The sequence below is a fragment of the Vibrio tasmaniensis genome, assembly GCF_024347635.1.
In the GTDB taxonomy this organism is placed as follows: Bacteria; Pseudomonadota; Gammaproteobacteria; order Enterobacterales; family Vibrionaceae; genus Vibrio; species Vibrio tasmaniensis.
The window spans coordinates 2,907,357-2,932,651 of record NZ_AP025510.1 but is presented as its reverse complement, the minus strand read 5'-3'; the positions used below and the strand labels follow the sequence as shown (position 1 = coordinate 2,932,651).

12 protein-coding genes, 1 tRNA gene and 7 rRNA genes are annotated in these 25,295 nt (G+C 46.2%); 17 read left to right on the top strand and 3 right to left on the bottom strand.

Annotation, left to right across the window (positions count from 1 at the left end):
- Positions 1-239: 239 nt before the first annotated feature.
- Positions 240-1,892 carry a glucose-6-phosphate isomerase gene (pgi, locus tag OCV44_RS13010; RefSeq protein ID WP_009847896.1) on the top strand — a complete coding sequence of 551 codons (1,653 nt, stop codon included), beginning with the start codon at positions 240-242 and terminating at the stop codon, positions 1,890-1,892.
- Positions 1,893-2,030: 138 nt separating this feature from the next.
- On the opposite strand, the gene OCV44_RS13005 is transcribed toward pgi, so the two are convergent.
- Entirely contained in the window at positions 2,031-2,492 is a 462-nt protein-coding gene (locus OCV44_RS13005; protein WP_009847897.1) for a chemotaxis protein CheX, read from the bottom strand.
- Between the two features lie 17 nt (positions 2,493-2,509).
- Positions 2,510-2,965, bottom strand: coding sequence for a zinc uptake transcriptional repressor Zur (gene zur / locus OCV44_RS13000; protein WP_012603115.1), 456 nt, complete (start codon positions 2,963-2,965; stop codon positions 2,510-2,512).
- Between the two features lie 251 nt (positions 2,966-3,216).
- Here zur and OCV44_RS12995 point away from each other — a divergent pair, with 251 nt between their 5' ends.
- The gene (locus OCV44_RS12995; protein WP_139685865.1) at positions 3,217-3,396 is read left to right on the top strand and encodes a hypothetical protein; all 180 of its coding nucleotides are present in this window, start codon (positions 3,217-3,219) and stop codon (positions 3,394-3,396) included.
- A 993-nt stretch (positions 3,397-4,389) separates the two neighbouring features.
- Here the strand turns inward: OCV44_RS12995 and OCV44_RS12990 are convergent.
- On the bottom strand, positions 4,390-4,701 hold the full coding sequence (locus OCV44_RS12990) for a tyrosine-type recombinase/integrase (protein WP_139685860.1): 312 nt from the start codon (positions 4,699-4,701) through the stop codon (positions 4,390-4,392).
- Between the two features lie 161 nt (positions 4,702-4,862).
- On the opposite strand from OCV44_RS12990, the gene dusA reads away from it, so the two are divergent.
- The 15 genes from dusA to OCV44_RS12915 all read left to right on the top strand — a co-directional run bounded on the left by dusA (position 4,863) and on the right by OCV44_RS12915 (position 25,267).
- Positions 4,863-5,864 carry a tRNA dihydrouridine(20/20a) synthase DusA gene (dusA, locus tag OCV44_RS12985; RefSeq protein WP_139685861.1) on the top strand — a complete coding sequence of 334 codons (1,002 nt, stop codon included), beginning with the start codon at positions 4,863-4,865 and terminating at the stop codon, positions 5,862-5,864.
- 253 nt (positions 5,865-6,117) lie between these two features.
- On the top strand, positions 6,118-6,339 hold the full coding sequence (gene pspG, locus OCV44_RS12980; protein ID WP_009847904.1) for an envelope stress response protein PspG: 222 nt from the start codon (positions 6,118-6,120) through the stop codon (positions 6,337-6,339).
- Between the two features lie 135 nt (positions 6,340-6,474).
- Positions 6,475-7,197, top strand: a complete 723-nt coding sequence (locus OCV44_RS12975) for a TIGR04219 family outer membrane beta-barrel protein (protein WP_139685862.1) — start codon at positions 6,475-6,477, stop codon at positions 7,195-7,197.
- Between the two features lie 191 nt (positions 7,198-7,388).
- Positions 7,389-7,619, top strand: coding sequence for a hypothetical protein (locus tag OCV44_RS12970; RefSeq protein WP_004735813.1), 231 nt, complete (start codon positions 7,389-7,391; stop codon positions 7,617-7,619).
- A gap of 123 nt (positions 7,620-7,742) precedes the next feature.
- Positions 7,743-9,608, top strand: coding sequence for an assimilatory sulfite reductase (NADPH) flavoprotein subunit (locus OCV44_RS12965; RefSeq protein ID WP_139685863.1), 1,866 nt, complete (start codon positions 7,743-7,745; stop codon positions 9,606-9,608).
- Complete coding sequence (gene cysI, locus OCV44_RS12960; RefSeq protein WP_139685864.1) at positions 9,608-11,335, top strand: assimilatory sulfite reductase (NADPH) hemoprotein subunit; 1,728 nt, start codon at positions 9,608-9,610, stop codon at positions 11,333-11,335. Before OCV44_RS12965 ends, cysI begins: the two co-directional genes overlap by 1 nt.
- Positions 11,328-12,104, top strand: coding sequence for a phosphoadenylyl-sulfate reductase (locus OCV44_RS12955; protein ID WP_102250087.1), 777 nt, complete (start codon positions 11,328-11,330; stop codon positions 12,102-12,104). Before cysI ends, OCV44_RS12955 begins: the two co-directional genes overlap by 8 nt.
- 699 nt (positions 12,105-12,803) lie before the next feature.
- A 16S ribosomal RNA gene (locus OCV44_RS12950) occupies positions 12,804-14,358 on the top strand.
- 370 nt (positions 14,359-14,728) lie between these two features.
- Positions 14,729-17,622: ribosomal RNA gene (locus tag OCV44_RS12945) — 23S ribosomal RNA — on the top strand.
- 91 nt (positions 17,623-17,713) lie between these two features.
- Positions 17,714-17,829, top strand: a 5S ribosomal RNA gene (gene rrf, locus OCV44_RS12940).
- Between the two features lie 396 nt (positions 17,830-18,225).
- Positions 18,226-19,780 (top strand): 16S ribosomal RNA (locus OCV44_RS12935).
- Positions 19,781-19,847: 67 nt separating this feature from the next.
- Positions 19,848-19,923, top strand: a tRNA-Glu gene (locus OCV44_RS12930).
- 300 nt (positions 19,924-20,223) lie between these two features.
- Positions 20,224-23,117 (top strand): 23S ribosomal RNA (locus tag OCV44_RS12925).
- A 90-nt stretch (positions 23,118-23,207) separates the two neighbouring features.
- A 5S ribosomal RNA gene (gene rrf / locus OCV44_RS12920) occupies positions 23,208-23,323 on the top strand.
- A 389-nt stretch (positions 23,324-23,712) separates the two neighbouring features.
- Positions 23,713-25,267 (top strand): 16S ribosomal RNA (locus tag OCV44_RS12915).
- Together the 16S, 23S and 5S rRNA genes with 1 tRNA gene alongside form the textbook arrangement of a ribosomal RNA operon.
- Positions 25,268-25,295 lie beyond the last annotated feature (28 nt).

The window sequence follows — 25,295 nt, the reverse complement described above, 5'->3', positions numbered from 1 at the left end:
GATGTGAGCGCTAGAGTCAGTACCGATTCTGCTATCAGGAAATCTAATTCTGATTTATCTCAAGGTACCGCTCTTCATATGCGGCATAATACGTCGTGAAAAAAAATTACAAAGAATCTTTCAGTGGTGATGCGATTTGGTCATCATAGAAAAATATAAACTTTCGCCTAATCGGGGGTTCTATTCATCACTTTGGTGACGTCTAGAATAAAACCTACAGTAACATCGGGATAGATACCATGTTGAAAAATATCAACCCAACGCAAACACAAGCGTGGAAAGCTCTAACTGCACATTTTGAGTCTGCTCAAGATATGGATATGAAAGAGCTATTTGCTCAAGATGCAAAGCGTTTCGAGAGCTTTTCTACTCGTTTCGGTTCAGACATCTTAGTGGATTACTCTAAGAACCTTATCGACGCTGAAACGATGCAGCACCTATTTGCTCTTGCGAACGAGACTGAAGTTAAGTCTGCAATCGAAGCAATGTTCGGCGGTGATGCAATCAACAAGACTGAAGGTCGTTCAGTTCTTCACACTGCGTTACGTAACCGTAGCGACAAGCCAGTAATGGTTGATGGCAAAGACGTAATGCCAGCAGTGAATGCAGTACTAGCAAAAATGGAACTGTTCACACACCGTATCGTTTCTGGTGAGTGGAAAGGTTACACAGGTAAAGAGATCACTGATGTAGTCAACATCGGTATCGGCGGTTCAGACCTTGGTCCATACATGGTAACTGAAGCACTTACGCCATACAAAACTCGCCTAAACATGCACTTTGTTTCTAACGTAGACGGCACTCACATCGTTGAGACACTAAAGCCTCTTAACCCAGAAACAACACTGTTCCTAGTGGCATCTAAGACATTTACCACTCAAGAAACAATGACGAACGCACACTCTGCGCGTGATTGGTTCTTGGCTGAAGCAGGCGACTCAGCACACGTTGCTAAGCACTTCGCAGCACTATCAACAAACGCGGCTTCAGTTGCTGAGTTTGGTATTGATACTGACAACATGTTCGAATTCTGGGATTGGGTAGGCGGTCGTTACTCACTATGGTCAGCGATCGGTCTTTCTATCTCACTATCTATTGGCTTCGATAACTTCGCTGAGCTACTCGATGGCGCACACGAGATGGATAACCACTTTGCTTCAACGGAATTTGAAAGCAACATTCCAGTGATCCTTGCGTTAATTGGTGTTTGGTACAACAACTTCCACGGCGCTGAGTCAGAAGCAATCCTACCTTACGATCAATACATGCACCGTTTTGCTGCTTACTTCCAGCAAGGTAACATGGAATCTAACGGTAAATTCGTTGACCGTGAAGGTAACCCAGTAGAATACCAAACAGGCCCTATCATCTGGGGTGAACCTGGTACAAACGGTCAGCACGCGTTCTACCAACTGATTCACCAAGGCACTAAGCTGATCCCATCAGACTTCATTGCTCCGGCTATCAGCCACAACCCAGCATCTGATCACCACCAGAAGCTAATGTCTAACTTCTTTGCTCAAACTGAAGCGCTAGCTTTCGGTAAGACAAAAGAGACAGTAGAAGCTGAATTCCTAGCGGCTGGCAAAACAGCTGAAGAAGTTGCTGAGCTAGTACCTTTCAAAGTATTTGAAGGTAACCGCCCAACGAACTCTATTCTTGTTAAGCAAATTAACCCTCGCTCTTTAGGTAACCTAATCGCGATGTACGAGCACAAGATCTTCGTTCAAGGCGTTATCTGGAACATCTTCAGCTTCGACCAATGGGGCGTAGAACTTGGTAAGCAACTAGCAAACCAAATTCTTCCAGAGCTTGCAGACGATGCACAAGTAACGTCTCACGACAGCTCTACTAACGGTCTAATCAACGCATTTAAAGCGCTGAAAGCTTAAGACTGTTTAAGTCACACCAAGTCATAACTGTAAACGCCAACCTTTCGGTTGGCGTTTTTTATGTCCGTTGATTTTACGGCAATAAAAAAGGCTGACGTATGTACGTCAGCCTTTCGTTTTTTATTTACTCGATTGTCTCTATTCGAAACAGATCTCGATGAAAGCATTACCCCACTGAGATGAGAAAGGCATGATGATGATAGCGCCTTCACACTTGTGACGAATAGTATGGCCTTTACCTGAAACCACGATTGGCGTTGCCATATCGAAGTCAAAGCCGCTTTCTGCAAGAATACGCTTTGCGCCACCGGTTACCATGTTAGTGATTTCACCCACCATGTCGGTCACTTCTTCGTTCAAACCGTTTGGTCGTTCACCTAGCATGTTTTCCATGATTTCTAGAGCAAGCCCTTCATCAAAGGTGATCGACATTGAGCCACGAGACTGTGTACCAACCATACCAATTAGGCCGGACACATCACCACGAGCGATTTCATCTTTCTTCACTCTTGGTTTCTGAGGCTTTAATTCTAGAGATGCCATCGTTTTTAGTACGTTCATCAAAGAAGCTAAAAACGGGTTTACAAATTCAGCGCGCATAATGTTCTTCTATAATCTTATTCTTTCATTTCGGAGGAGCAAGTTTGGCAAATGCCATGTGATTCAATGACATGGTTGGTCAACTTGAATCCATGCTGCTCGGCGTTACTCGCGAGTAGGGCGACAAGCGCATCGTCTTGTAATTCTATCACAGTGCCACATTTATCGCAGATCAGTAATTGGGAAAAATGCGTGTTGGCATTGCAAGAGCAGCAGCATATAAAGCTATTCGTTGACTCAACTCGGTGAATGAACCCTTGCTCTAACAAAAAATCCAAAGCGCGATAAACTGTAGGAGGCTTGGCTTGCGGTTCACTGACTTTCAATTGCTCTAATAATTCATAAGCACTGGAGGCTTTTTTATTAGATAGGATAAGCTCAAACACTCGCTTTCTTTGGGGTGTTAGCCTAACACCTCGCGATACGCATATCCCTTCAACTTGCTCTATTAATGTGTGGTCCAAATTTTTCACCGTTCAATCAAACATCCCCATTCAGCTCCTATTGCTAGGTAACCTTGTTTGAGGAGACATTGATTTTATTAAAGTCAGGTACAGAGCGTATTGTGACCTACGACTTTGAATAAGACAAGGTAACTCAAAACGACAGTGTGACTCAAGGCATAACTGATTAATCACGCTGAATTAGAGATCTGGTGAATGAGTTTTAAAATACAGTATGCAATAGTGCGCTTAATGGTCAAGGGTTGTCAATCGAGATTGGTCTGTCATCGACTAAAAATGGTTTAGTGTTATTTGGCGCTGGAGCGGCTTTGGTATCTGGTCACCCTGAACTTATCACAGCTAGCGTATCGGCAGATGGTGTTCAATTCGGTGGCATTATTGGCGCAAGTGCTCCAATAGTATTTGGCCTATGGGAAACCCTACGCAATGAGTTCAAGTAATGGCAGAGTATCAAACACTAATTATCACAGTGGTCAGTGCCTTATCTAGTGGGGTTGGTATGGGGATCACATTCAAAACTGATGTTAAGTGGTTGCGCTTGATGATGGAGAAAATGGACGAGCGAATTACAAGGCTTGAAAATTGTAATGGGTAAAAGAGACAGCCTTGCGACTGTCTCTTTAAGTTATTCTTTAATCAAGTCTGCGACTGTATTGACAAAGTAAATCAGACCTTTGACAAAAAAATTAGGTCTTAATTTGAAAATAGTAAAGCCAGTGTTGAAGACCTTACGTAGCAAAGCTTGGACGCTTTTGGGCAACATAATCACACCTATATGGTTGTGTTAATTTGATTGCCAAGCCTGTATCCACGTTCTATAGTCTCGTTGTCAGATATTGAGACTTAGATATCTAGTAGTCACTTTTTGAGTAATTGGCGTTACTCTAGACTTGGCTTCGAATTCGAACCCTGCCTTTTGGTGGGGTTCTTCGTTTCTGGTTAAAATAAATCAGATTCCCTGTACAACTCTCCTCTCTAAACGGTGAATAAAAAACACAATATCCTGTGTTTTTTCTTTCAAGGTTTACAAGATAGAGCTGCAAGCCACTATTTTCAAGGTAAAGAAATGGGGTGGTCTGTGGATAAGTGTTTGATTGAAAAAAAACTGTAAGTGACTACTTACTGACGGTGATACGAGCGGCTTGATTGTATAAAAACTGTGTTTTAATGATGCTTTACTTTTGCGCATCCATAAAAAAAAATCCCTTGATCTTTGTTCAAAACCCATAACCTTATTATTTAGCTGGTATTGCATTTAAGTTGTTAAGTTTTATTGATTTTTTATGGTTAACTAGCGTGAAAGTGTATTGTTGTGCGACAGGGCCTAAAAACTTATCGCCCGTAAATGTTGAAATTAGCCTTCCAGATCCCACCATAACTACAACAAAACTTGTATATCTAATAATGTCCTAATGCATATAAAGAAAATATATTTAAGGTTGTGCTTTTTCATGTAAATAATGCGGAAATAGTTGAGCATAAACCTGCCATAAAATATTCAAATTACGATGGCCAGTCACTTGGGCTACTTCTTCAATGGAGTAGCCCTTTTCAAACAACTGACTTGCTCCCTCTCTTCGTAGGTCGTGGTACCTCAAATCCTCAATACCCAACTCGTTTCTCACTCGCTGAAAGCCTGCACTAACACTGTGCGAGTTGTACGGGGAAATAAGTTGGTCTTTGTTCCTGAATGTTTTCGATTCCCTGTGTATAATCGCCCAATTATTTTTGACTACAATGTCCACTGTGAAGCGTGATTCACCGCTTTTGAGTGTTCTTTTTAATGCTAGATGCCTTCGTTTCACTCCACCAATACGTACTATAGGCGTAGTGAGTGGGTGAGCTTACGGCTGAACTAGCGAGTTTCTGTATATAAATGCAGTGTATAGATTTTGAGTAACGCTTTATGAAACCTGACAATACCAGTAAATACGCGGCTAACCGCTTATCCGTTGCACCCATGTTGGATTGGACTGACCGCCACTGTCGTTACTTTCACCGTTTGCTATCTCAGCAGACGCTTCTGTACACGGAAATGGTCACAACTGGTGCGATCTTACATGGTAAGGGCGACTTTCTAGAGTATAACGAGCAAGAACACCCATTAGCACTTCAACTTGGTGGTTCAAACCCGGTTGATTTGGCGGCTTGTGCCAAGCTTGCTGGTGAGCGTGGCTATGATGAAGTGAACCTCAATGTAGGTTGCCCTTCAGACCGAGTTCAGAATGGGCGCTTTGGTGCTTGCCTAATGGCTGAGCCTGAGCTGGTGGCAGATTGTGTTTCTGCGATGAAAGGAGTCACAGATATTCCAATTACGGTAAAAACGCGTATTGGTATCGACGACCAAGACTCTTACGAGTTTCTGACTAAATTTATTTCAACGGTGTCTGAAAAAGGCGGTTGTGAGCAATTTACTATTCATGCGCGTAAAGCGTGGTTGAGTGGCCTTAGCCCGAAAGAGAACCGTGAGATCCCACCGCTAGATTACGATCGTGCGTACCAAATCAAGAAAGACTTCTCTGATCTAGTGATTGCGGTAAATGGTGGCATTACTACATTAGAACAGACTAAAGAGCACTTGCAGCACCTTGATGGTGTGATGATCGGTCGTGAGGCATACCATAGCCCGTTTATCTTGGCTGAAGTTGATCAGCAGATCTTCGGTTTAGACACGCCAATCAAGAAGCGTTCACAAGTGGTTGAAGAGATGTACCCGTACATTGAGCGTCAGCTTTCGAATGGAGCAAGCCTTGGTCATATCTCTCGTCACATGCTGGGTTTGTTCCAAAGTATGCCGGGTGCAAGACAATGGCGTCGTTACATCAGTGAGAATGCACATAAGAAAGGCGCGGGCATTGAGGTGATTCAGACGGCATTGGCTAAGATCCCTAAAGAGCTAAATGTATAAACACCCTCAAGGTTAAAGCAAAAGCCAAAAGCTAAGAATTAAAAGTTAGAAGCTTAAGGTTTAAAGAACAAGGCTAAATTCGCCATTAGAGGCTAAATTTACCATTGTGAGTTTCCGAAAAGCCACGCATGAAGATGTGTGGCTTTTTATTTGCCTGATAAGTAAGGAGTTTATGGTTGTAGCTAACTTGGTATGGAAGCTGCAATGTTAGAAAGTAGGAAAGATAGGTCATGAACTCATTAGGGAGACCATTATGTTTGAATTAATCTTTGTTCTTATTTTCGTCGCAACTTTACTCGTTACTGGTATTACGTTTATGACGGTACTAGCGGCAACCGGAATCGCGTTAGCGGTCATGCTGGTCTTAGGTATGATGGGCGTTGTGTTTAAACTGCTGCCTTGGCTGATCGTGATTGCAGTGGGTGTGTGGTTTTTCAAAAACTATGTACACAGCTCTAACCAAAGACGTTATTAAGGTCATCGTGTCGTCAAATCTTTACTCGTCAGCGGTTTATCGTTTTAGAATTTAAGATGTGTGGTAGAATTTTCCCCAATAATCTATGAATGTGCATACAATTAGCACAACGATATGGAATTGGAGCTATCTCAAATGAATAAAATGCCATTAATTGCTTTAGTGGGAATGCTTTCTTTAAGCTCGGCAGTGTCCGCTGAAGAAGAGTTTTCTTACACGACTAAGATCGGTGCTGATATGTGGTGGGGAAGTACAAAGCTGAATGAAGCTAGGTCGAGTGACTCAAACTCACCTTCGTTGTATTTCGCATTTGAGCATAATGCCCCTAAGCTGCCAAATGCGAGTTTCCGCTACTCTACTGTTGATACAACATTGTTAGCGTTTGATAAGTATGACTACACGTTCTACTACACAATGTTGGATCACAAGTTGATGAACTTCGATGCGGGTGTGACATTTACTCAGTATGCAAACTCACATTACAAAGATCCGTACAGTTCGAAAACGACAAGTTTTGATGAGTTTACCTGGAGCTTCTACGGTAACGCAGAAATCAATGTCCCTAATACGCAGCTTGATATCATTGGTACGATGGAATTTGGTGATAGCAACGGTATTAAGAGTACCGATTTGATGGCGGGTGTTCAGTACCGTATTCCAGTGGCTGATACTGAAATAGCACTCCGTGGTGGCTATCGTGTGATCGACCTTGATTCGGACAAATTCTTCTCTTCAGAGCTGAATAAACCTCTTGAGACGGACAAAGAACCTGATCCGTTAGATGACCCAAAGCCAGCGCCACCTAAAGCGTTTGTTATGGTTGATGGCTGGTTTGCTGGTGTAGAAGTACGCTTTTAGGCAATTAAAGCGAATCTAGAACGAAATTTAAGAACGTCACTTTATTAAGTGGCGTTTTTTTATATCTATTGGTTATACCTTTCTGGAATTAGTTAGCACACTCATCACTTTCGACCATCCTTAATACAGAGGCCTAATTAGCGTCTATTATTATAAGGTCTATGTTGTGAGGTCAAAGCAAGGGATGGAATATGACACTCAATGAATTACGAAATTTATATCGAGAAAATCTGTTGGTTGAAGCGATCATAGAGCCCTCAATTCAAGAGGGGTCTTGGGTTGTGGAGTTTCGCCATATGGGAGGCGGCTTTGTTTTGCTTACTGATGTTCATGGTGAAGAGTGTCATTACGCGGATTTAGACCTCGCATCTAAGTCGGCAATGGCGGTTGGCTTTCAACAAGTTCGTATTGAAAACCAGTAACTCAATTGACATTTCAATCGGTTTTTACTTCCAAAAAGTTATAAAACATACTTTTCTATTCTTTCTTGTTATTAAAAGGAGTGGTTAATCTATCGTCACGCAATGATTAGGGATGTCGTGACCATGTCTTTAAATAAGAAAGAGTCTTCACAAAATAATAATGCACAGTCTGGGGCTAATGAGTTACCTGGGCTAGCAGCACCACTTAATGACCAACAATTGGGTCATCTTCAGCAAACTGTTTCTGAATTATCTTCTCAACAACTGGCATGGGTCAGTGGTTACCTTTGGGGTGTGAGCCAAACTCAGCCTGTGGGTGCCGCCGCGCCAATCGCTCAAGCAGCCGCTGCAGTAGCGGCAAAGCCTGCGGGTAAGCTCAGCATTATCTTCGCTTCCCAAACTGGTAATGCGAAAGGTGTCGCTGAATCGCTTGAAGCAGAAGCGAAAGCCTTAGGGATTGCTGTCGAGCTTTTTGATGCAAGTGATTATAAAGGTAAGAACTTAGCCAAAGAGACACACGTCATTTTTGTGGCTTCAACCAATGGTGAGGGCGAAGCCCCTGATAACGCTATTGAGTTGCATGAATTCCTTCAATCGAAGAAAGCGCCAAAATTATCAAACCTACAATACGGTGTGATCGGTTTAGGTGACTCAAGCTATGAGTTCTTCTGCCAAACGGCTAAAGACTTCGATAACTACCTCGCTAAGCTTGGTGCTAAATCGTTTGTCGACCGTCTTGATTGTGATGTTGATTACGAAGAGTCAGCAACGGAATGGCGCGCTAAAGCATTAGAGCAAGTAAAAGAGACGCTATCGACAGGCACTGAAGCCGATGTGGTTCAATTACCAGTAGGCCAAGCGGCTGCCGGTCATTCGCAATACACCAAACAAAATCCATACACAGCGACTCTATTAACGAGCCAAAAGATCACCGGTCGTGATTCGGGCAAAGATGTTCGTCATATCGAGATTGATCTTGATGAGTCGGGTATTACTTACCAACCGGGTGATGCGCTAGGCGTATGGTTTGAAAACAGTTCAGAACTCGCTAATCAGATCCTTTCTAAGGTTGGGCTGTCTGGTATCGAAAGTGTCGATGTCGATGGTGACAACTTGTCTTTGCATAGCGCACTCGTCAGTAAATTCGAGATTACATCTTCAAACCCTCAGCTTGTGACTAAGTTTGCTGAGCTTTCGGGCAGCAAGAAGTTAATTAAGCTGGTGGAAGATAAAGACAAGCTTCGTGAATATGCGGGTAATACTCAAGTTGTCGATGTTTTAGCTGAGAAGAAAACCAAGCTATCGGCTGATGAATTGATTGGCCTACTACGTAAGTTAACGCCACGTCTCTACTCTATTGCGTCAAGCCAAGCTGAAGTGGATGAAGAAGTTCACTTGACGGTTGGTCTGGTTGAATACCAAAAGGGCGATGAATCTCGTCTGGGTGGCGCTTCAAGTTTCTTAGCTCAACGCCTTGAAGAAGGTGGTGAAGTTAAGGTGTTTGTAGAGAACAACAATAACTTCAAACTGCCGCAAGACGACAACACACCAATTATCATGGTCGGCCCGGGTACAGGTATCGCACCTTTCCGTAGTTTTGTTCAAGAGCGTGAAAACAATGACGCTGAAGGTAAAAGCTGGTTGTTCTTTGGTGACCGTACCTTTACTCAAGATTTCTTATATCAAGTTGAATGGCAGAGGTATCTTAAATCTGGTGCATTAACCAAGCTTGATGTTGCGTTTAGTCGTGATCAAAAAGAAAAGGTTTATGTTCAAGACCGATTAATTGAGCAGGCAGAGCAGGTTTGGCAATGGCTTCAAGAGGGCGCGTACCTCTATGTATGTGGCGATGCAACTCGAATGGCAAAAGATGTTCATGAAGCGTTAGTTACGATAGCGGAAAAACATGGCAATCAGAGCCGCGAGCAAGCTGAACAATATATTAATGATTTACGTAAAGCGAAACGTTACCAAAGGGATGTGTACTAATGAGCAAGCAAGTAATAGAGCAAGAAGTGCTAGGTCAAGTACTGGGACCTTTGGCTGACAATGAACGTCTGAAGCGTGAAAGTAAAAATCTTCGCGGTACGATTGAACAAGATCTTCAAGATAGAATTACGGGTGGCTTTACTGCTGATAACTTTCAGTTGATCCGCTTCCACGGTATGTACCAACAAGACGACCGTGATATTCGTAATGAACGTACCAAGCAAAAGCTAGAACCTTTACATAACGTAATGCTTCGTGCGCGTATGCCAGGCGGCATCATCACTCCTAAGCAGTGGCTCGCGATTGATAAATTCGCAGATGAAAGCACCTCTTATGGTTCTATCCGTCTTACAACTCGTCAAACCTTCCAGTTCCATGGTGTATTGAAGCCGAACATTAAGTTAATGCACCAAACGCTAAACAGTATTGGTATTGATTCGATCGCAACTGCGGGTGACGTAAACCGAAATGTTTTGTGTACCACAAACCCGGTTGAGTCCGAGCTCCATCAAGAAGCCTACGAGTGGGCGAAAAAGATCAGTGAACATCTATTACCTAAGACTCGTGCTTATGCTGAGATCTGGTTAGATGGTGAAAAGCTAGCAACAACGGATGAAGAACCTATCCTCGGTAGTAACTACTTACCACGTAAGTTCAAGACGACGGTTGTAATTCCTCCACAGAATGACGTAGATGTTCATGCTAACGATCTTAACTTCATCGCGATTGCTAAAGATGGAAAGCTGGTGGGCTTTAACGTATTAGTGGGCGGTGGTCTTGCTATGACGCACGGCGATACTTCTACTTATGCACGTAAAGCTGACGATTTCGGTTTTGTGCCATTAGATAAAACGTTAGATGTAGCAGCTGCGGTGGTAACGACTCAGCGTGACTGGGGTAACCGTTCGAACCGTAAGAATGCCAAAACCAAATACACACTAGACCGTGTTGGTATTGATGTATTCAAAGCCGAAGTAGAAAAACGTGCAGGCGTTGAGTTTTCTGAAAGCCGTCCATATGAGTTTACTGGCCGTGGCGATCGTATCGGTTGGGCGGAAGGCATTGATGGTAAGCACCACTTAGCGTTATTCATCGAAAATGGTCGTTTACTTGATTTCCCAGGTAAAGCGCTGAAAACAGGTGTTGCTGAAATAGCGAAGATCCACAAAGGTGACTTCCGCATGACAGCGAACCAAAATCTCATTGTTGCAGGTGTACCTAAGAGCCAAAAGGCACAAATTGAAAAGCTGGCACGTCAATACGGTCTGATGGATGATGCCGTTTCAGAACAGCGCAAGAACTCAATGGCGTGTGTGGCATTCCCAACATGTCCGTTAGCAATGGCAGAAGCCGAACGTTTTCTTCCTGAGTTTGTAACGGATGTTGAAGACATTCTGAAGAAACACGGATTACCAGAAGAAGATAACATCATCCTTCGCATTACAGGCTGTCCAAACGGCTGTGGTCGTGCAATGTTGGCTGAACTTGGTTTAGTCGGCAAGGCTCCAGGGCGTTACAACATGCACTTAGGTGGCAACAAAGCCGGAACTCGTATTCCTAAGATGTATAAAGAGAACATCACGTCAGCTCAGATTTTAGAAGAGATTGATTCGCTGGTGGGGCGTTGGGCTACGGAACGAACGGATAAGGAAGGGTTCGGTGATTTTACAATCCGAGCTGGCATCATCGAAGAGGTGATCATTTCAAAGAGGGATCTGCATGCATAATTCTGTCGCTTCAAAATTGAAGTTAGCAGAGCTACTCGCATTGACTAAGACGGAGCAGATACTTCGTCTTGGACAAATTAATGCTGAGTTAGAACAGCTAACTGCATTAGAAAGAGTGAAGTGGGCTCTGGAAAACTTAGAAGGAACACATGTGGTGTCTTCTAGTTTCGGAATTCAAGCAGCATTGATGCTGCACTTAGTGACTCAAGCCAAACCCGATATTCCAGTTATTCTGACAGACACCGGGTACCTATTCCCAGAAACGTATCGCTTTATAGATGAGTTAAGTCAGAAATTGACTTTAAACCTTCAAGTCTTTCGCGCACAACAGAGCTCTAATTGGCAAGAAGCGCAATATGGCAAACTTTGGGATCAAGGTATAGAAGGAATAGAGAAGTATAACAAGCTTAATAAAGTCGAACCGATGAGAAGAGCGCTGGATGAACTAGAGGCTGGCACTTGGTTTTCAGGGTTGCGAAGAGAGCAATCTCAATCGCGCGCAAACTTGCCGATCTTATCTATCCAAAATGGTGTGTTTAAGTTCTTGCCAGTAATAGATTGGACAAATAAAGATGTTCACTATTACTTGGAAGAGCATGGCCTTAGTTACCACCCACTTCGTGAGCAGGGGTACCTTTCTGTTGGAGATACTCATACGACTAAGAAATGGGAACCGGGTATGACTGAAGAAGAAACCCGTTTTAATGGCCTAAAAAGAGAATGTGGTCTCCATGAAGACGATGGAGAGCAATATGGCTCTGGGATTTAGACTCATTGCCATTTAAAAAGCTGCCATAAGGCAGCTTTTTTGTTTTCTAGGATGAAAATTAGAGCAATTGTGGATAAGTCTGTGGTTATTCTGTAGGTACTTTGTAGTTAAACTTGCACAAATAAGGCTTTGAGTGTTTATTTGTCATCTAACCGTTATTTTTACATTTTTCTTTAATAAACACTTGCCAATGTGAGGAACATCTCTATAATGCCGCATCACTGACACGGTAGACGCCACAAGGCTTCAGCGAAGAATGTTAGTAAGGCAACTAGCTTTAAGCGATAATTCGCTTCTACTTTTAGAAAGTAGAAATTAATTTTCAAAAGTGTTTGACACTGAGAATTAAAACGCTAGAATGGCCGCCTCTTCCGAAGTGATGTAAGTCACAACGAAGAGAAGCTCTTTAACAATTTAAACCTATCAATCTGTGTGGGCACTCGTTGATGAATATCAAAACGTTTTATCGTTAGATAAAACAGATTCTTCGGAATCAAAATGATTTCAATGAACTGAGTGACCTGAGCTAGAAATAGTTCGAATGCTTTTTGGTTTTGCTTTTTATTAAAAAGTGAAAACAACAAGCGGCACAGTCAATTCATTACCATTCTGTTGGAATGGTAATAGCTTTAGAATTACATGTTCATGTTTACATGAATATTAGTTTTGAAGTCAGTATTCGTTGAGTCACAAAATCTTAAATTGAAGAGTTTGATCATGGCTCAGATTGAACGCTGGCGGCAGGCCTAACACATGCAAGTCGAGCGGAAACGACACTAACAATCCTTCGGGTGCGTTAATGGGCGTCGAGCGGCGGACGGGTGAGTAATGCCTAGGAAATTGCCTTGATGTGGGGGATAACCATTGGAAACGATGGCTAATACCGCATAATGCCTACGGGCCAAAGAGGGGGACCTTCGGGCCTCTCGCGTCAAGATATGCCTAGGTGGGATTAGCTAGTTGGTGAGGTAATGGCTCACCAAGGCGACGATCCCTAGCTGGTCTGAGAGGATGATCAGCCACACTGGAACTGAGACACGGTCCAGACTCCTACGGGAGGCAGCAGTGGGGAATATTGCACAATGGGCGAAAGCCTGATGCAGCCATGCCGCGTGTATGAAGAAGGCCTTCGGGTTGTAAAGTACTTTCAGTTGTGAGGAAGGGTGTGTAGTTAATAGCTGCACATCTTGACGTTAGCAACAGAAGAAGCACCGGCTAACTCCGTGCCAGCAGCCGCGGTAATACGGAGGGTGCGAGCGTTAATCGGAATTACTGGGCGTAAAGCGCATGCAGGTGGTTCATTAAGTCAGATGTGAAAGCCCGGGGCTCAACCTCGGAACTGCATTTGAAACTGGTGAACTAGAGTGCTGTAGAGGGGGGTAGAATTTCAGGTGTAGCGGTGAAATGCGTAGAGATCTGAAGGAATACCAGTGGCGAAGGCGGCCCCCTGGACAGACACTGACACTCAGATGCGAAAGCGTGGGGAGCAAACAGGATTAGATACCCTGGTAGTCCACGCCGTAAACGATGTCTACTTGGAGGTTGTGGCCTTGAGCCGTGGCTTTCGGAGCTAACGCGTTAAGTAGACCGCCTGGGGAGTACGGTCGCAAGATTAAAACTCAAATGAATTGACGGGGGCCCGCACAAGCGGTGGAGCATGTGGTTTAATTCGATGCAACGCGAAGAACCTTACCTACTCTTGACATCCAGAGAAGCCAGCGGAGACGCAGGTGTGCCTTCGGGAGCTCTGAGACAGGTGCTGCATGGCTGTCGTCAGCTCGTGTTGTGAAATGTTGGGTTAAGTCCCGCAACGAGCGCAACCCTTATCCTTGTTTGCCAGCGAGTAATGTCGGGAACTCCAGGGAGACTGCCGGTGATAAACCGGAGGAAGGTGGGGACGACGTCAAGTCATCATGGCCCTTACGAGTAGGGCTACACACGTGCTACAATGGCGCATACAGAGGGCAGCAAGCTAGCGATAGTGAGCGAATCCCAAAAAGTGCGTCGTAGTCCGGATTGGAGTCTGCAACTCGACTCCATGAAGTCGGAATCGCTAGTAATCGTGAATCAGAATGTCACGGTGAATACGTTCCCGGGCCTTGTACACACCGCCCGTCACACCATGGGAGTGGGCTGCAAAAGAAGTGGGTAGTTTAACCTTTCGGGGAGGACGCTCACCACTTTGTGGTTCATGACTGGGGTGAAGTCGTAACAAGGTAGCCCTAGGGGAACCTGGGGCTGGATCACCTCCTTATACGAAGATACTTACGATGAGTGTCCACACAGATTGATGGTTTAGATTTAGTTAAAGCCAGAGCTTTAATTAATAACGTAAGTTATTGATTAAAGCTTTTTGCTTTATGCTCTTTAACAATTTGGAAAGCTGACTGATTGATTTACTTACGAGTAATTCAATCAAATTTAAAAGTTCTCAATGTTTATCTGCTCTTAGTTAATAAGAACGGTATAAACACAACAAACACATTCAAGTGTCTTGTATTCGAATCAAACGTTAGTTTGATTCACAATTGAGTCCGGCAAACAGTCATTGAGAATTAACCCTTCTTAATGACAACCAAAAACCTTGGTTAGTTGCCATACACTAAGACCCTTTCGGGTTGTATGGTTAAGTGACTAAGCGTACACGGTGGATGCCTTGGCAGTCAGAGGCGATGAAAGGCGTAATAACTTGCGATAAGCCCAGATTAGGTAGTAATAACCTTTTGAGTCTGGGATTCCTGAATGGGGAAACCCACTTGCATAAGCAAGTATCCTGTTGTGAATACATAGCAACAGGAGGCAAACCGGGGGAACTGAAACATCTAAGTACCCCGAGGAAGAGAAATCAACCGAGATTCCGAAAGTAGCGGCGAGCGAAATTGGATTAGCCCTTAAGCTTTTAATGAGACAGATGAAGGCTCTGGAAAGTGCCGCAATAAAGGGTGATAGCCCCGTAATCGACATCTCATAATCAGTGAAAACGAGTAGGGCGGGACACGTGATATCCTGTCTGAATATGGGGGGACCATCCTCCAAGGCTAAATACTACTGACTGACCGATAGTGAACCAGTACCGTGAGGGAAAGGCGAAAAGAACCCCTGTGAGGGGAGTGAAATAGAACCTGAAACCGTGTACGTACAAGCAGTAGGAGCACCTTCGTGGTGTGACTGCGTACCTTTTGTATAATGGGTCAGCGACTTAATTTTAGTAGCAAGGTTAACCGTTTAGGGGAGCCGTAGGGAAACCGAGTCTTAACTGGGCGTACAGTTGCTAGGATTAGACCCGAAACCAGGTGATCTAGCCATGGGCAGGTTGAAGGTTGAGTAACATCAACTGGAGGACCGAACCGACTAATGTTGAAAAATTAGCGGATGACTTGTGGCTAGGGGTGAAAGGCCAATCAAACCTGGAGATAGCTGGTTCTCCCCGAAAGCTATTTAGGTAGCGCCTCGGACGAATACTACTGGGGGTAGAGCACTGTTAAGGCTAGGGGGTCATCCCGACTTACCAACCCTTTGCAAACTCCGAATACCAGTAAGTACTATCCGGGAGACACACGGCGGGTGCTAACGTCCGTCGTGGAGAGGGAAACAACCCAGACCGCCAGCTAAGGTCCCAAAGTATAGCTAAGTGGGAAACGATGTGGGAAGGCTCAGACAGCCAGGATGTTGGCTTAGAAGCAGCCATCATTTAAAGAAAGCGTAATAGCTCACTGGTCGAGTCGGCCTGCGCGGAAGATGTAACGGGGCTAAGCTATACACCGAAGCTGCGGCTACGTACCTTAGGGTATGTGGGGTAGGGGAGCGTTCTGTAAGCCGTTGAAGGTGGTCTGTAAGGGCTGCTGGAGGTATCAGAAGTGCGAATGCTGACATGAGTAACGATAAAGGGAGTGAAAAACTCCCTCGCCGGAAGACCAAGGGTTCCTGTCCAACGTTAATCGGGGCAGGGTAAGTCGACTCCTAAGGCGAGGCCGAAAGGCGTAGTCGATGGGAAACGGGTTAATATTCCCGTACTTCTTACAATTGCGATGGGGGGACGGAGAAGGCTAGGTGGGCCTGGCGACGGTTGTCCAGGTTCAAGTACGTAGGCGGAAAGTTTAGGTAAATCCGGACTTTCATTAACGCTGAGATACGATGTCGAGCTACTACGGTAGTGAAGTCATTGATGCCATGCTTCCAGGAAAAGCCTCTAAGCTTCAGATTGTAAGGAATCGTACCCCAAACCGACACAGGTGGTCGGGTAGAGAATACCAAGGCGCTTGAGAGAACTCGGGTGAAGGAACTAGGCAAAATGGTACCGTAACTTCGGGAGAAGGTACGCTCTTATCAGTGAAGTCCCTTGCGGATGGAGCAGACGAGAGTCGCAGATACCAGGTGGCTGCAACTGTTTATTAAAAACACAGCACTGTGCAAAATCGTAAGATGACGTATACGGTGTGACGCCTGCCCGGTGCCGGAAGGTTAATTGATGGGGTTAGACTTCGGTCGAAGCTCTTGATCGAAGCCCCGGTAAACGGCGGCCGTAACTATAACGGTCCTAAGGTAGCGAAATTCCTTGTCGGGTAAGTTCCGACCTGCACGAATGGCGTAATGATGGCCACGCTGTCTCCACCCGAGACTCAGTGAAATTGAAATCGCTGTGAAGATGCAGTGTACCCGCGGCTAGACGGAAAGACCCCGTGAACCTTTACTACAGCTTGGCACTGAACATTGAACCTACATGTGTAGGATAGGTGGGAGACTATGAAACCGCGTCGCTAGATGTGGTGGAGTCGTCCTTGAAATACCACCCTTGTAGTTTTGATGTTCTAACGTTGGTCCCTGAATCGGGATTACGGACAGTGCCTGGTGGGTAGTTTGACTGGGGCGGTCTCCTCCCAAAGAGTAACGGAGGAGCACGAAGGTGGGCTAAACACGGTTGGACATCGTGTGGTTAGTGCAATGGCATAAGCCCGCTTGACTGCGAGAATGACAATTCGAGCAGGTGCGAAAGCAGGTCATAGTGATCCGGTGGTTCTGAATGGAAGGGCCATCGCTCAACGGATAAAAGGTACTCCGGGGATAACAGGCTGATACCGCCCAAGAGTTCATATCGACGGCGGTGTTTGGCACCTCGATGTCGGCTCATCACATCCTGGGGCTGAAGTCGGTCCCAAGGGTATGGCTGTTCGCCATTTAAAGTGGTACGCGAGCTGGGTTTAGAACGTCGTGAGACAGTTCGGTCCCTATCTGCCGTGGGCGTTGGAAAATTGAAAGGGGCTGCTCCTAGTACGAGAGGACCGGAGTGGACGAACCTCTGGTGTTCGGGTTGTCATGCCAATGGCATTGCCCGGTAGCTAAGTTCGGAATCGATAACCGCTGAAAGCATCTAAGCGGGAAGCGAGCCTTGAGATGAGTTTTCCCTGGCACTATAAGTGTCCTAAAGGGTTGTCGTAGACTACGACGTTGATAGGCAGGGTGTGTAAGTGCTGCGAGGCATTGAGCTAACCTGTACTAATTGCCCGTGAGGCTTAACCATACAACACCCAAGGGGTTTTGTGGACTCAAAGACAGACCTTGAATGAGTTTGAAGAGATATTTTAGATAAGCTTTCCGAATTTTAAAATTTGCTTGGCGACCATAGCATTGTGGACCCACCTGATTCCATGCCGAACTCAGAAGTGAAACACAATAGCGCCGATGGTAGTGTGGGGTTTCCCCATGTGAGAGTAGGACATCGCCAGGCTTTAATTTCGACTTTGTCTACTAAGTAGACAAGTCACCATAGAATTCTAAGTTTTCTTAGTATTTTATGGTGACTTTCAAAGTGGAAAGCGTATTATACGCGTCCTGCTTACGTGCTAAAGCACTGAAAGCAAAGCTCTTTAACAATTTAAACCTATCAATCTGTGTGGGCACTCGTTGATGAATATCAAAACGTTTTATCGTTAGATAAAACAGATTCTTCGGAATCAAAATTGATTTCAATGAACTGAGTGACCAATACGTTTAACTACTTGTAGTTATTCGGCACAGTCAATTCATTACCATTCTGTTGGAATGGTAATAGCTTTAGAATTACATGTTCATGTTTACATGAATATTAGTTTTGAAGTCAGTATTCGTTGAGTCACAAAATCTTAAATTGAAGAGTTTGATCATGGCTCAGATTGAACGCTGGCGGCAGGCCTAACACATGCAAGTCGAGCGGAAACGACACTAACAATCCTTCGGGTGCGTTAATGGGCGTCGAGCGGCGGACGGGTGAGTAATGCCTAGGAAATTGCCTTGATGTGGGGGATAACCATTGGAAACGATGGCTAATACCGCATAATGCCTACGGGCCAAAGAGGGGGACCTTCGGGCCTCTCGCGTCAAGATATGCCTAGGTGGGATTAGCTAGTTGGTGAGGTAATGGCTCACCAAGGCGACGATCCCTAGCTGGTCTGAGAGGATGATCAGCCACACTGGAACTGAGACACGGTCCAGACTCCTACGGGAGGCAGCAGTGGGGAATATTGCACAATGGGCGCAAGCCTGATGCAGCCATGCCGCGTGTATGAAGAAGGCCTTCGGGTTGTAAAGTACTTTCAGTTGTGAGGAAGGGTGTGTAGTTAATAGCTGCACATCTTGACGTTAGCAACAGAAGAAGCACCGGCTAACTCCGTGCCAGCAGCCGCGGTAATACGGAGGGTGCGAGCGTTAATCGGAATTACTGGGCGTAAAGCGCATGCAGGTGGTTCATTAAGTCAGATGTGAAAGCCCGGGGCTCAACCTCGGAACTGCATTTGAAACTGGTGAACTAGAGTGCTGTAGAGGGGGGTAGAATTTCAGGTGTAGCGGTGAAATGCGTAGAGATCTGAAGGAATACCAGTGGCGAAGGCGGCCCCCTGGACAGACACTGACACTCAGATGCGAAAGCGTGGGGAGCAAACAGGATTAGATACCCTGGTAGTCCACGCCGTAAACGATGTCTACTTGGAGGTTGTGGCCTTGAGCCGTGGCTTTCGGAGCTAACGCGTTAAGTAGACCGCCTGGGGAGTACGGTCGCAAGATTAAAACTCAAATGAATTGACGGGGGCCCGCACAAGCGGTGGAGCATGTGGTTTAATTCGATGCAACGCGAAGAACCTTACCTACTCTTGACATCCAGAGAAGCCAGCGGAGACGCAGGTGTGCCTTCGGGAGCTCTGAGACAGGTGCTGCATGGCTGTCGTCAGCTCGTGTTGTGAAATGTTGGGTTAAGTCCCGCAACGAGCGCAACCCTTATCCTTGTTTGCCAGCGAGTAATGTCGGGAACTCCAGGGAGACTGCCGGTGATAAACCGGAGGAAGGTGGGGACGACGTCAAGTCATCATGGCCCTTACGAGTAGGGCTACACACGTGCTACAATGGCGCATACAGAGGGCAGCAAGCTAGCGATAGTGAGCGAATCCCAAAAAGTGCGTCGTAGTCCGGATTGGAGTCTGCAACTCGACTCCATGAAGTCGGAATCGCTAGTAATCGTGAATCAGAATGTCACGGTGAATACGTTCCCGGGCCTTGTACACACCGCCCGTCACACCATGGGAGTGGGCTGCAAAAGAAGTGGGTAGTTTAACCTTTCGGGGAGGACGCTCACCACTTTGTGGTTCATGACTGGGGTGAAGTCGTAACAAGGTAGCCCTAGGGGAACCTGGGGCTGGATCACCTCCTTATACGAAGATAGTCACGATGAGTGTCCACACAGATTGATTAGGTTTAGAAAGTAAAAGAGATACTAGTGTCCCGTTCGTCTAGAGGCCTAGGACACCGCCCTTTCACGGCGGTAACAGGGGTTCGACTCCCCTACGGGATACCATCTTTAAGTATTCTCTTATATCAGAGTATTTAAAAATGGTTCATTAGTTTGAATCTAGCTCTTTAACAATTTGGAAAGCTGACTGATTGATTACTTACGAGTAATTCAATCAAATTTAAAAGTTCTCAATGTTTATCTTTATTGATAAACACAACAAACACATTCAAGTGTCTTGTATTCGAATCAAATTTATTTGATTCACAATTGAGTCCGGCAAACAGTCATTGAGAATTAACCCTTCTTGATGACAACCAAAAACCTTGGTTAGTTGCCATACGCTAAGACCCTTTCGGGTTGTATGGTTAAGTGACTAAGCGTACACGGTGGATGCCTTGGCAGTCAGAGGCGATGAAAGGCGTAATAACTTGCGATAAGCCCAGATTAGGTAGTAATAACCTTTTGAGTCTGGGATTCCTGAATGGGGAAACCCACTTGCATAAGCAAGTATCCTGTTGTGAATACATAGCAACAGGAGGCAAACCGGGGGAACTGAAACATCTAAGTACCCCGAGGAAGAGAAATCAACCGAGATTCCGAAAGTAGCGGCGAGCGAAATTGGATTAGCCCTTAAGCTTTTAATGAGACAGATGAAGGCTCTGGAAAGTGCCGCAATAAAGGGTGATAGCCCCGTAATCGACATCTCATAATCAGTGAAAACGAGTAGGGCGGGACACGTGATATCCTGTCTGAATATGGGGGGACCATCCTCCAAGGCTAAATACTACTGACTGACCGATAGTGAACCAGTACCGTGAGGGAAAGGCGAAAAGAACCCCTGTGAGGGGAGTGAAATAGAACCTGAAACCGTGTACGTACAAGCAGTAGGAGCACCTTCGTGGTGTGACTGCGTACCTTTTGTATAATGGGTCAGCGACTTAATTTTAGTAGCAAGGTTAACCGTTTAGGGGAGCCGTAGGGAAACCGAGTCTTAACTGGGCGTACAGTTGCTAGGATTAGACCCGAAACCAGGTGATCTAGCCATGGGCAGGTTGAAGGTTGAGTAACATCAACTGGAGGACCGAACCGACTAATGTTGAAAAATTAGCGGATGACTTGTGGCTAGGGGTGAAAGGCCAATCAAACCTGGAGATAGCTGGTTCTCCCCGAAAGCTATTTAGGTAGCGCCTCGGACGAATACTACTGGGGGTAGAGCACTGTTAAGGCTAGGGGGTCATCCCGACTTACCAACCCTTTGCAAACTCCGAATACCAGTAAGTACTATCCGGGAGACACACGGCGGGTGCTAACGTCCGTCGTGGAGAGGGAAACAACCCAGACCGCCAGCTAAGGTCCCAAAGTATAGCTAAGTGGGAAACGATGTGGGAAGGCTCAGACAGCCAGGATGTTGGCTTAGAAGCAGCCATCATTTAAAGAAAGCGTAATAGCTCACTGGTCGAGTCGGCCTGCGCGGAAGATGTAACGGGGCTAAGCTATACACCGAAGCTGCGGCTACGTACCTTAGGGTATGTGGGGTAGGGGAGCGTTCTGTAAGCCGTTGAAGGTGGTCTGTAAGGGCTGCTGGAGGTATCAGAAGTGCGAATGCTGACATGAGTAACGATAAAGGGAGTGAAAAACTCCCTCGCCGGAAGACCAAGGGTTCCTGTCCAACGTTAATCGGGGCAGGGTAAGTCGACTCCTAAGGCGAGGCCGAAAGGCGTAGTCGATGGGAAACGGGTTAATATTCCCGTACTTCTTACAATTGCGATGGGGGGACGGAGAAGGCTAGGTGGGCCTGGCGACGGTTGTCCAGGTTCAAGTACGTAGGCGGAAAGTTTAGGTAAATCCGGACTTTCATTAACGCTGAGATACGATGTCGAGCTACTACGGTAGTGAAGTCATTGATGCCATGCTTCCAGGAAAAGCCTCTAAGCTTCAGATTGTAAGGAATCGTACCCCAAACCGACACAGGTGGTCGGGTAGAGAATACCAAGGCGCTTGAGAGAACTCGGGTGAAGGAACTAGGCAAAATGGTACCGTAACTTCGGGAGAAGGTACGCTCTTATCAGTGAAGTCCCTTGCGGATGGAGCAGACGAGAGTCGCAGATACCAGGTGGCTGCAACTGTTTATTAAAAACACAGCACTGTGCAAAATCGTAAGATGACGTATACGGTGTGACGCCTGCCCGGTGCCGGAAGGTTAATTGATGGGGTTAGACTTCGGTCGAAGCTCTTGATCGAAGCCCCGGTAAACGGCGGCCGTAACTATAACGGTCCTAAGGTAGCGAAATTCCTTGTCGGGTAAGTTCCGACCTGCACGAATGGCGTAATGATGGCCACGCTGTCTCCACCCGAGACTCAGTGAAATTGAAATCGCTGTGAAGATGCAGTGTACCCGCGGCTAGACGGAAAGACCCCGTGAACCTTTACTACAGCTTGGCACTGAACATTGAACCTACATGTGTAGGATAGGTGGGAGACTATGAAACCGCGTCGCTAGATGTGGTGGAGTCGTCCTTGAAATACCACCCTTGTAGTTTTGATGTTCTAACGTTGGTCCCTGAATCGGGATTACGGACAGTGCCTGGTGGGTAGTTTGACTGGGGCGGTCTCCTCCCAAAGAGTAACGGAGGAGCACGAAGGTGGGCTAAACACGGTTGGACATCGTGTGGTTAGTGCAATGGCATAAGCCCGCTTGACTGCGAGAATGACAATTCGAGCAGGTGCGAAAGCAGGTCATAGTGATCCGGTGGTTCTGAATGGAAGGGCCATCGCTCAACGGATAAAAGGTACTCCGGGGATAACAGGCTGATACCGCCCAAGAGTTCATATCGACGGCGGTGTTTGGCACCTCGATGTCGGCTCATCACATCCTGGGGCTGAAGTCGGTCCCAAGGGTATGGCTGTTCGCCATTTAAAGTGGTACGCGAGCTGGGTTTAGAACGTCGTGAGACAGTTCGGTCCCTATCTGCCGTGGGCGTTGGAAAATTGAAAGGGGCTGCTCCTAGTACGAGAGGACCGGAGTGGACGAACCTCTGGTGTTCGGGTTGTCATGCCAATGGCATTGCCCGGTAGCTAAGTTCGGAATCGATAACCGCTGAAAGCATCTAAGCGGGAAGCGAGCCTTGAGATGAGTTTTCCCTGGCACTATAAGTGTCCTAAAGGGTTGTCGTAGACTACGACGTTGATAGGCAGGGTGTGTAAGTGCTGCGAGGCATTGAGCTAACCTGTACTAATTGCCCGTGAGGCTTAACCATACAACACCCAAGGGGTTTTGTGGACTCAAAGACAGACCTTGAATGCGTTTGAAGAGACTTTTAGATAAGCTTTCCGAATTTTAAAATTTGCTTGGCGACCATAGCATTGTGGACCCACCTGATTCCATGCCGAACTCAGAAGTGAAACACAATAGCGCCGATGGTAGTGTGGGGTTTCCCCATGTGAGAGTAGGACATCGCCAGGCTTTAATTTCGACTTTGTCTACTAAGTAGACAAGTCACCATAGAGTTCTAAGTTTTCTTAGTATTTTATGTTGACTTTCAAAGTGGAAAGCGTATTATACGCGTCCTGCTTACGTGCTAAAGCACTGAAAGCAAAGCTCTTTAACAATTTAAACCTATCAATCTGTGTGGGCACTCGTTGATGAATATCAAAACGTTATTACTTAGGTAGTAACAGTTACTTCGGTAACAAAATTGATTTCAATGAACTGAGTGACCAATACGAATAACCTCGGTTATTTGGCACAGTCAATTCATTATCATTCTGTTGGAATGGTAATAGCTTTAAAATTACACTCTTTATTTATAAAGAATAGTTTTGAAGTCAGTATTCGTTGAGTCACAAAATCTTAAATTGAAGAGTTTGATCATGGCTCAGATTGAACGCTGGCGGCAGGCCTAACACATGCAAGTCGAGCGGAAACGACACTAACAATCCTTCGGGTGCGTTAATGGGCGTCGAGCGGCGGACGGGTGAGTAATGCCTAGGAAATTGCCTTGATGTGGGGGATAACCATTGGAAACGATGGCTAATACCGCATAATGCCTACGGGCCAAAGAGGGGGACCTTCGGGCCTCTCGCGTCAAGATATGCCTAGGTGGGATTAGCTAGTTGGTGAGGTAATGGCTCACCAAGGCGACGATCCCTAGCTGGTCTGAGAGGATGATCAGCCACACTGGAACTGAGACACGGTCCAGACTCCTACGGGAGGCAGCAGTGGGGAATATTGCACAATGGGCGCAAGCCTGATGCAGCCATGCCGCGTGTATGAAGAAGGCCTTCGGGTTGTAAAGTACTTTCAGTTGTGAGGAAGGGTGTGTAGTTAATAGCTGCATATCTTGACGTTAGCAACAGAAGAAGCACCGGCTAACTCCGTGCCAGCAGCCGCGGTAATACGGAGGGTGCGAGCGTTAATCGGAATTACTGGGCGTAAAGCGCATGCAGGTGGTTCATTAAGTCAGATGTGAAAGCCCGGGGCTCAACCTCGGAACTGCATTTGAAACTGGTGAACTAGAGTGCTGTAGAGGGGGGTAGAATTTCAGGTGTAGCGGTGAAATGCGTAGAGATCTGAAGGAATACCAGTGGCGAAGGCGGCCCCCTGGACAGACACTGACACTCAGATGCGAAAGCGTGGGGAGCAAACAGGATTAGATACCCTGGTAGTCCACGCCGTAAACGATGTCTACTTGGAGGTTGTGGCCTTGAGCCGTGGCTTTCGGAGCTAACGCGTTAAGTAGACCGCCTGGGGAGTACGGTCGCAAGATTAAAACTCAAATGAATTGACGGGGGCCCGCACAAGCGGTGGAGCATGTGGTTTAATTCGATGCAACGCGAAGAACCTTACCTACTCTTGACATCCAGAGAAGCCAGCGGAGACGCAGGTGTGCCTTCGGGAGCTCTGAGACAGGTGCTGCATGGCTGTCGTCAGCTCGTGTTGTGAAATGTTGGGTTAAGTCCCGCAACGAGCGCAACCCTTATCCTTGTTTGCCAGCGAGTAATGTCGGGAACTCCAGGGAGACTGCCGGTGATAAACCGGAGGAAGGTGGGGACGACGTCAAGTCATCATGGCCCTTACGAGTAGGGCTACACACGTGCTACAATGGCGCATACAGAGGGCAGCAAGCTAGCGATAGTGAGCGAATCCCAAAAAGTGCGTCGTAGTCCGGATTGGAGTCTGCAACTCGACTCCATGAAGTCGGAATCGCTAGTAATCGTGAATCAGAATGTCACGGTGAATACGTTCCCGGGCCTTGTACACACCGCCCGTCACACCATGGGAGTGGGCTGCAAAAGAAGTGGGTAGTTTAACCTTTCGGGGAGGACGCTCACCACTTTGTGGTTCATGACTGGGGTGAAGTCGTAACAAGGTAGCCCTAGGGGAACCTGGGGCTGGATCACCTCCTTATACGAAGATACCACGATGAGTGTCCACA

Bases quoted from the DNA above. Each gene is read 5' to 3' on its own strand.
- pgi (WP_009847896.1), top strand. From the start codon at position 240: ATGTTGAAAAATATCAACCCAACGCAAACACAAGCGTGGAAAGCTCTA.
- OCV44_RS13005 (WP_009847897.1), bottom strand. From the start codon at position 2,492: ATGCGCGCTGAATTTGTAAACCCGTTTTTAGCTTCTTTGATGAACGTA.
- dusA (WP_139685861.1), top strand. From the start codon at position 4,863: ATGAAACCTGACAATACCAGTAAATACGCGGCTAACCGCTTATCCGTT.
- pspG (WP_009847904.1), top strand. From the start codon at position 6,118: ATGTTTGAATTAATCTTTGTTCTTATTTTCGTCGCAACTTTACTCGTT.
- OCV44_RS12975 (WP_139685862.1), top strand. From the start codon at position 6,475: ATGAATAAAATGCCATTAATTGCTTTAGTGGGAATGCTTTCTTTAAGC.
- OCV44_RS12970 (WP_004735813.1), top strand. From the start codon at position 7,389: ATGACACTCAATGAATTACGAAATTTATATCGAGAAAATCTGTTGGTT.
- OCV44_RS12965 (WP_139685863.1), top strand. From the start codon at position 7,743: ATGTCTTTAAATAAGAAAGAGTCTTCACAAAATAATAATGCACAGTCT.
- cysI (WP_139685864.1), top strand. From the start codon at position 9,608: ATGAGCAAGCAAGTAATAGAGCAAGAAGTGCTAGGTCAAGTACTGGGA.
- OCV44_RS12955 (WP_102250087.1), top strand. From the start codon at position 11,328: ATGCATAATTCTGTCGCTTCAAAATTGAAGTTAGCAGAGCTACTCGCA.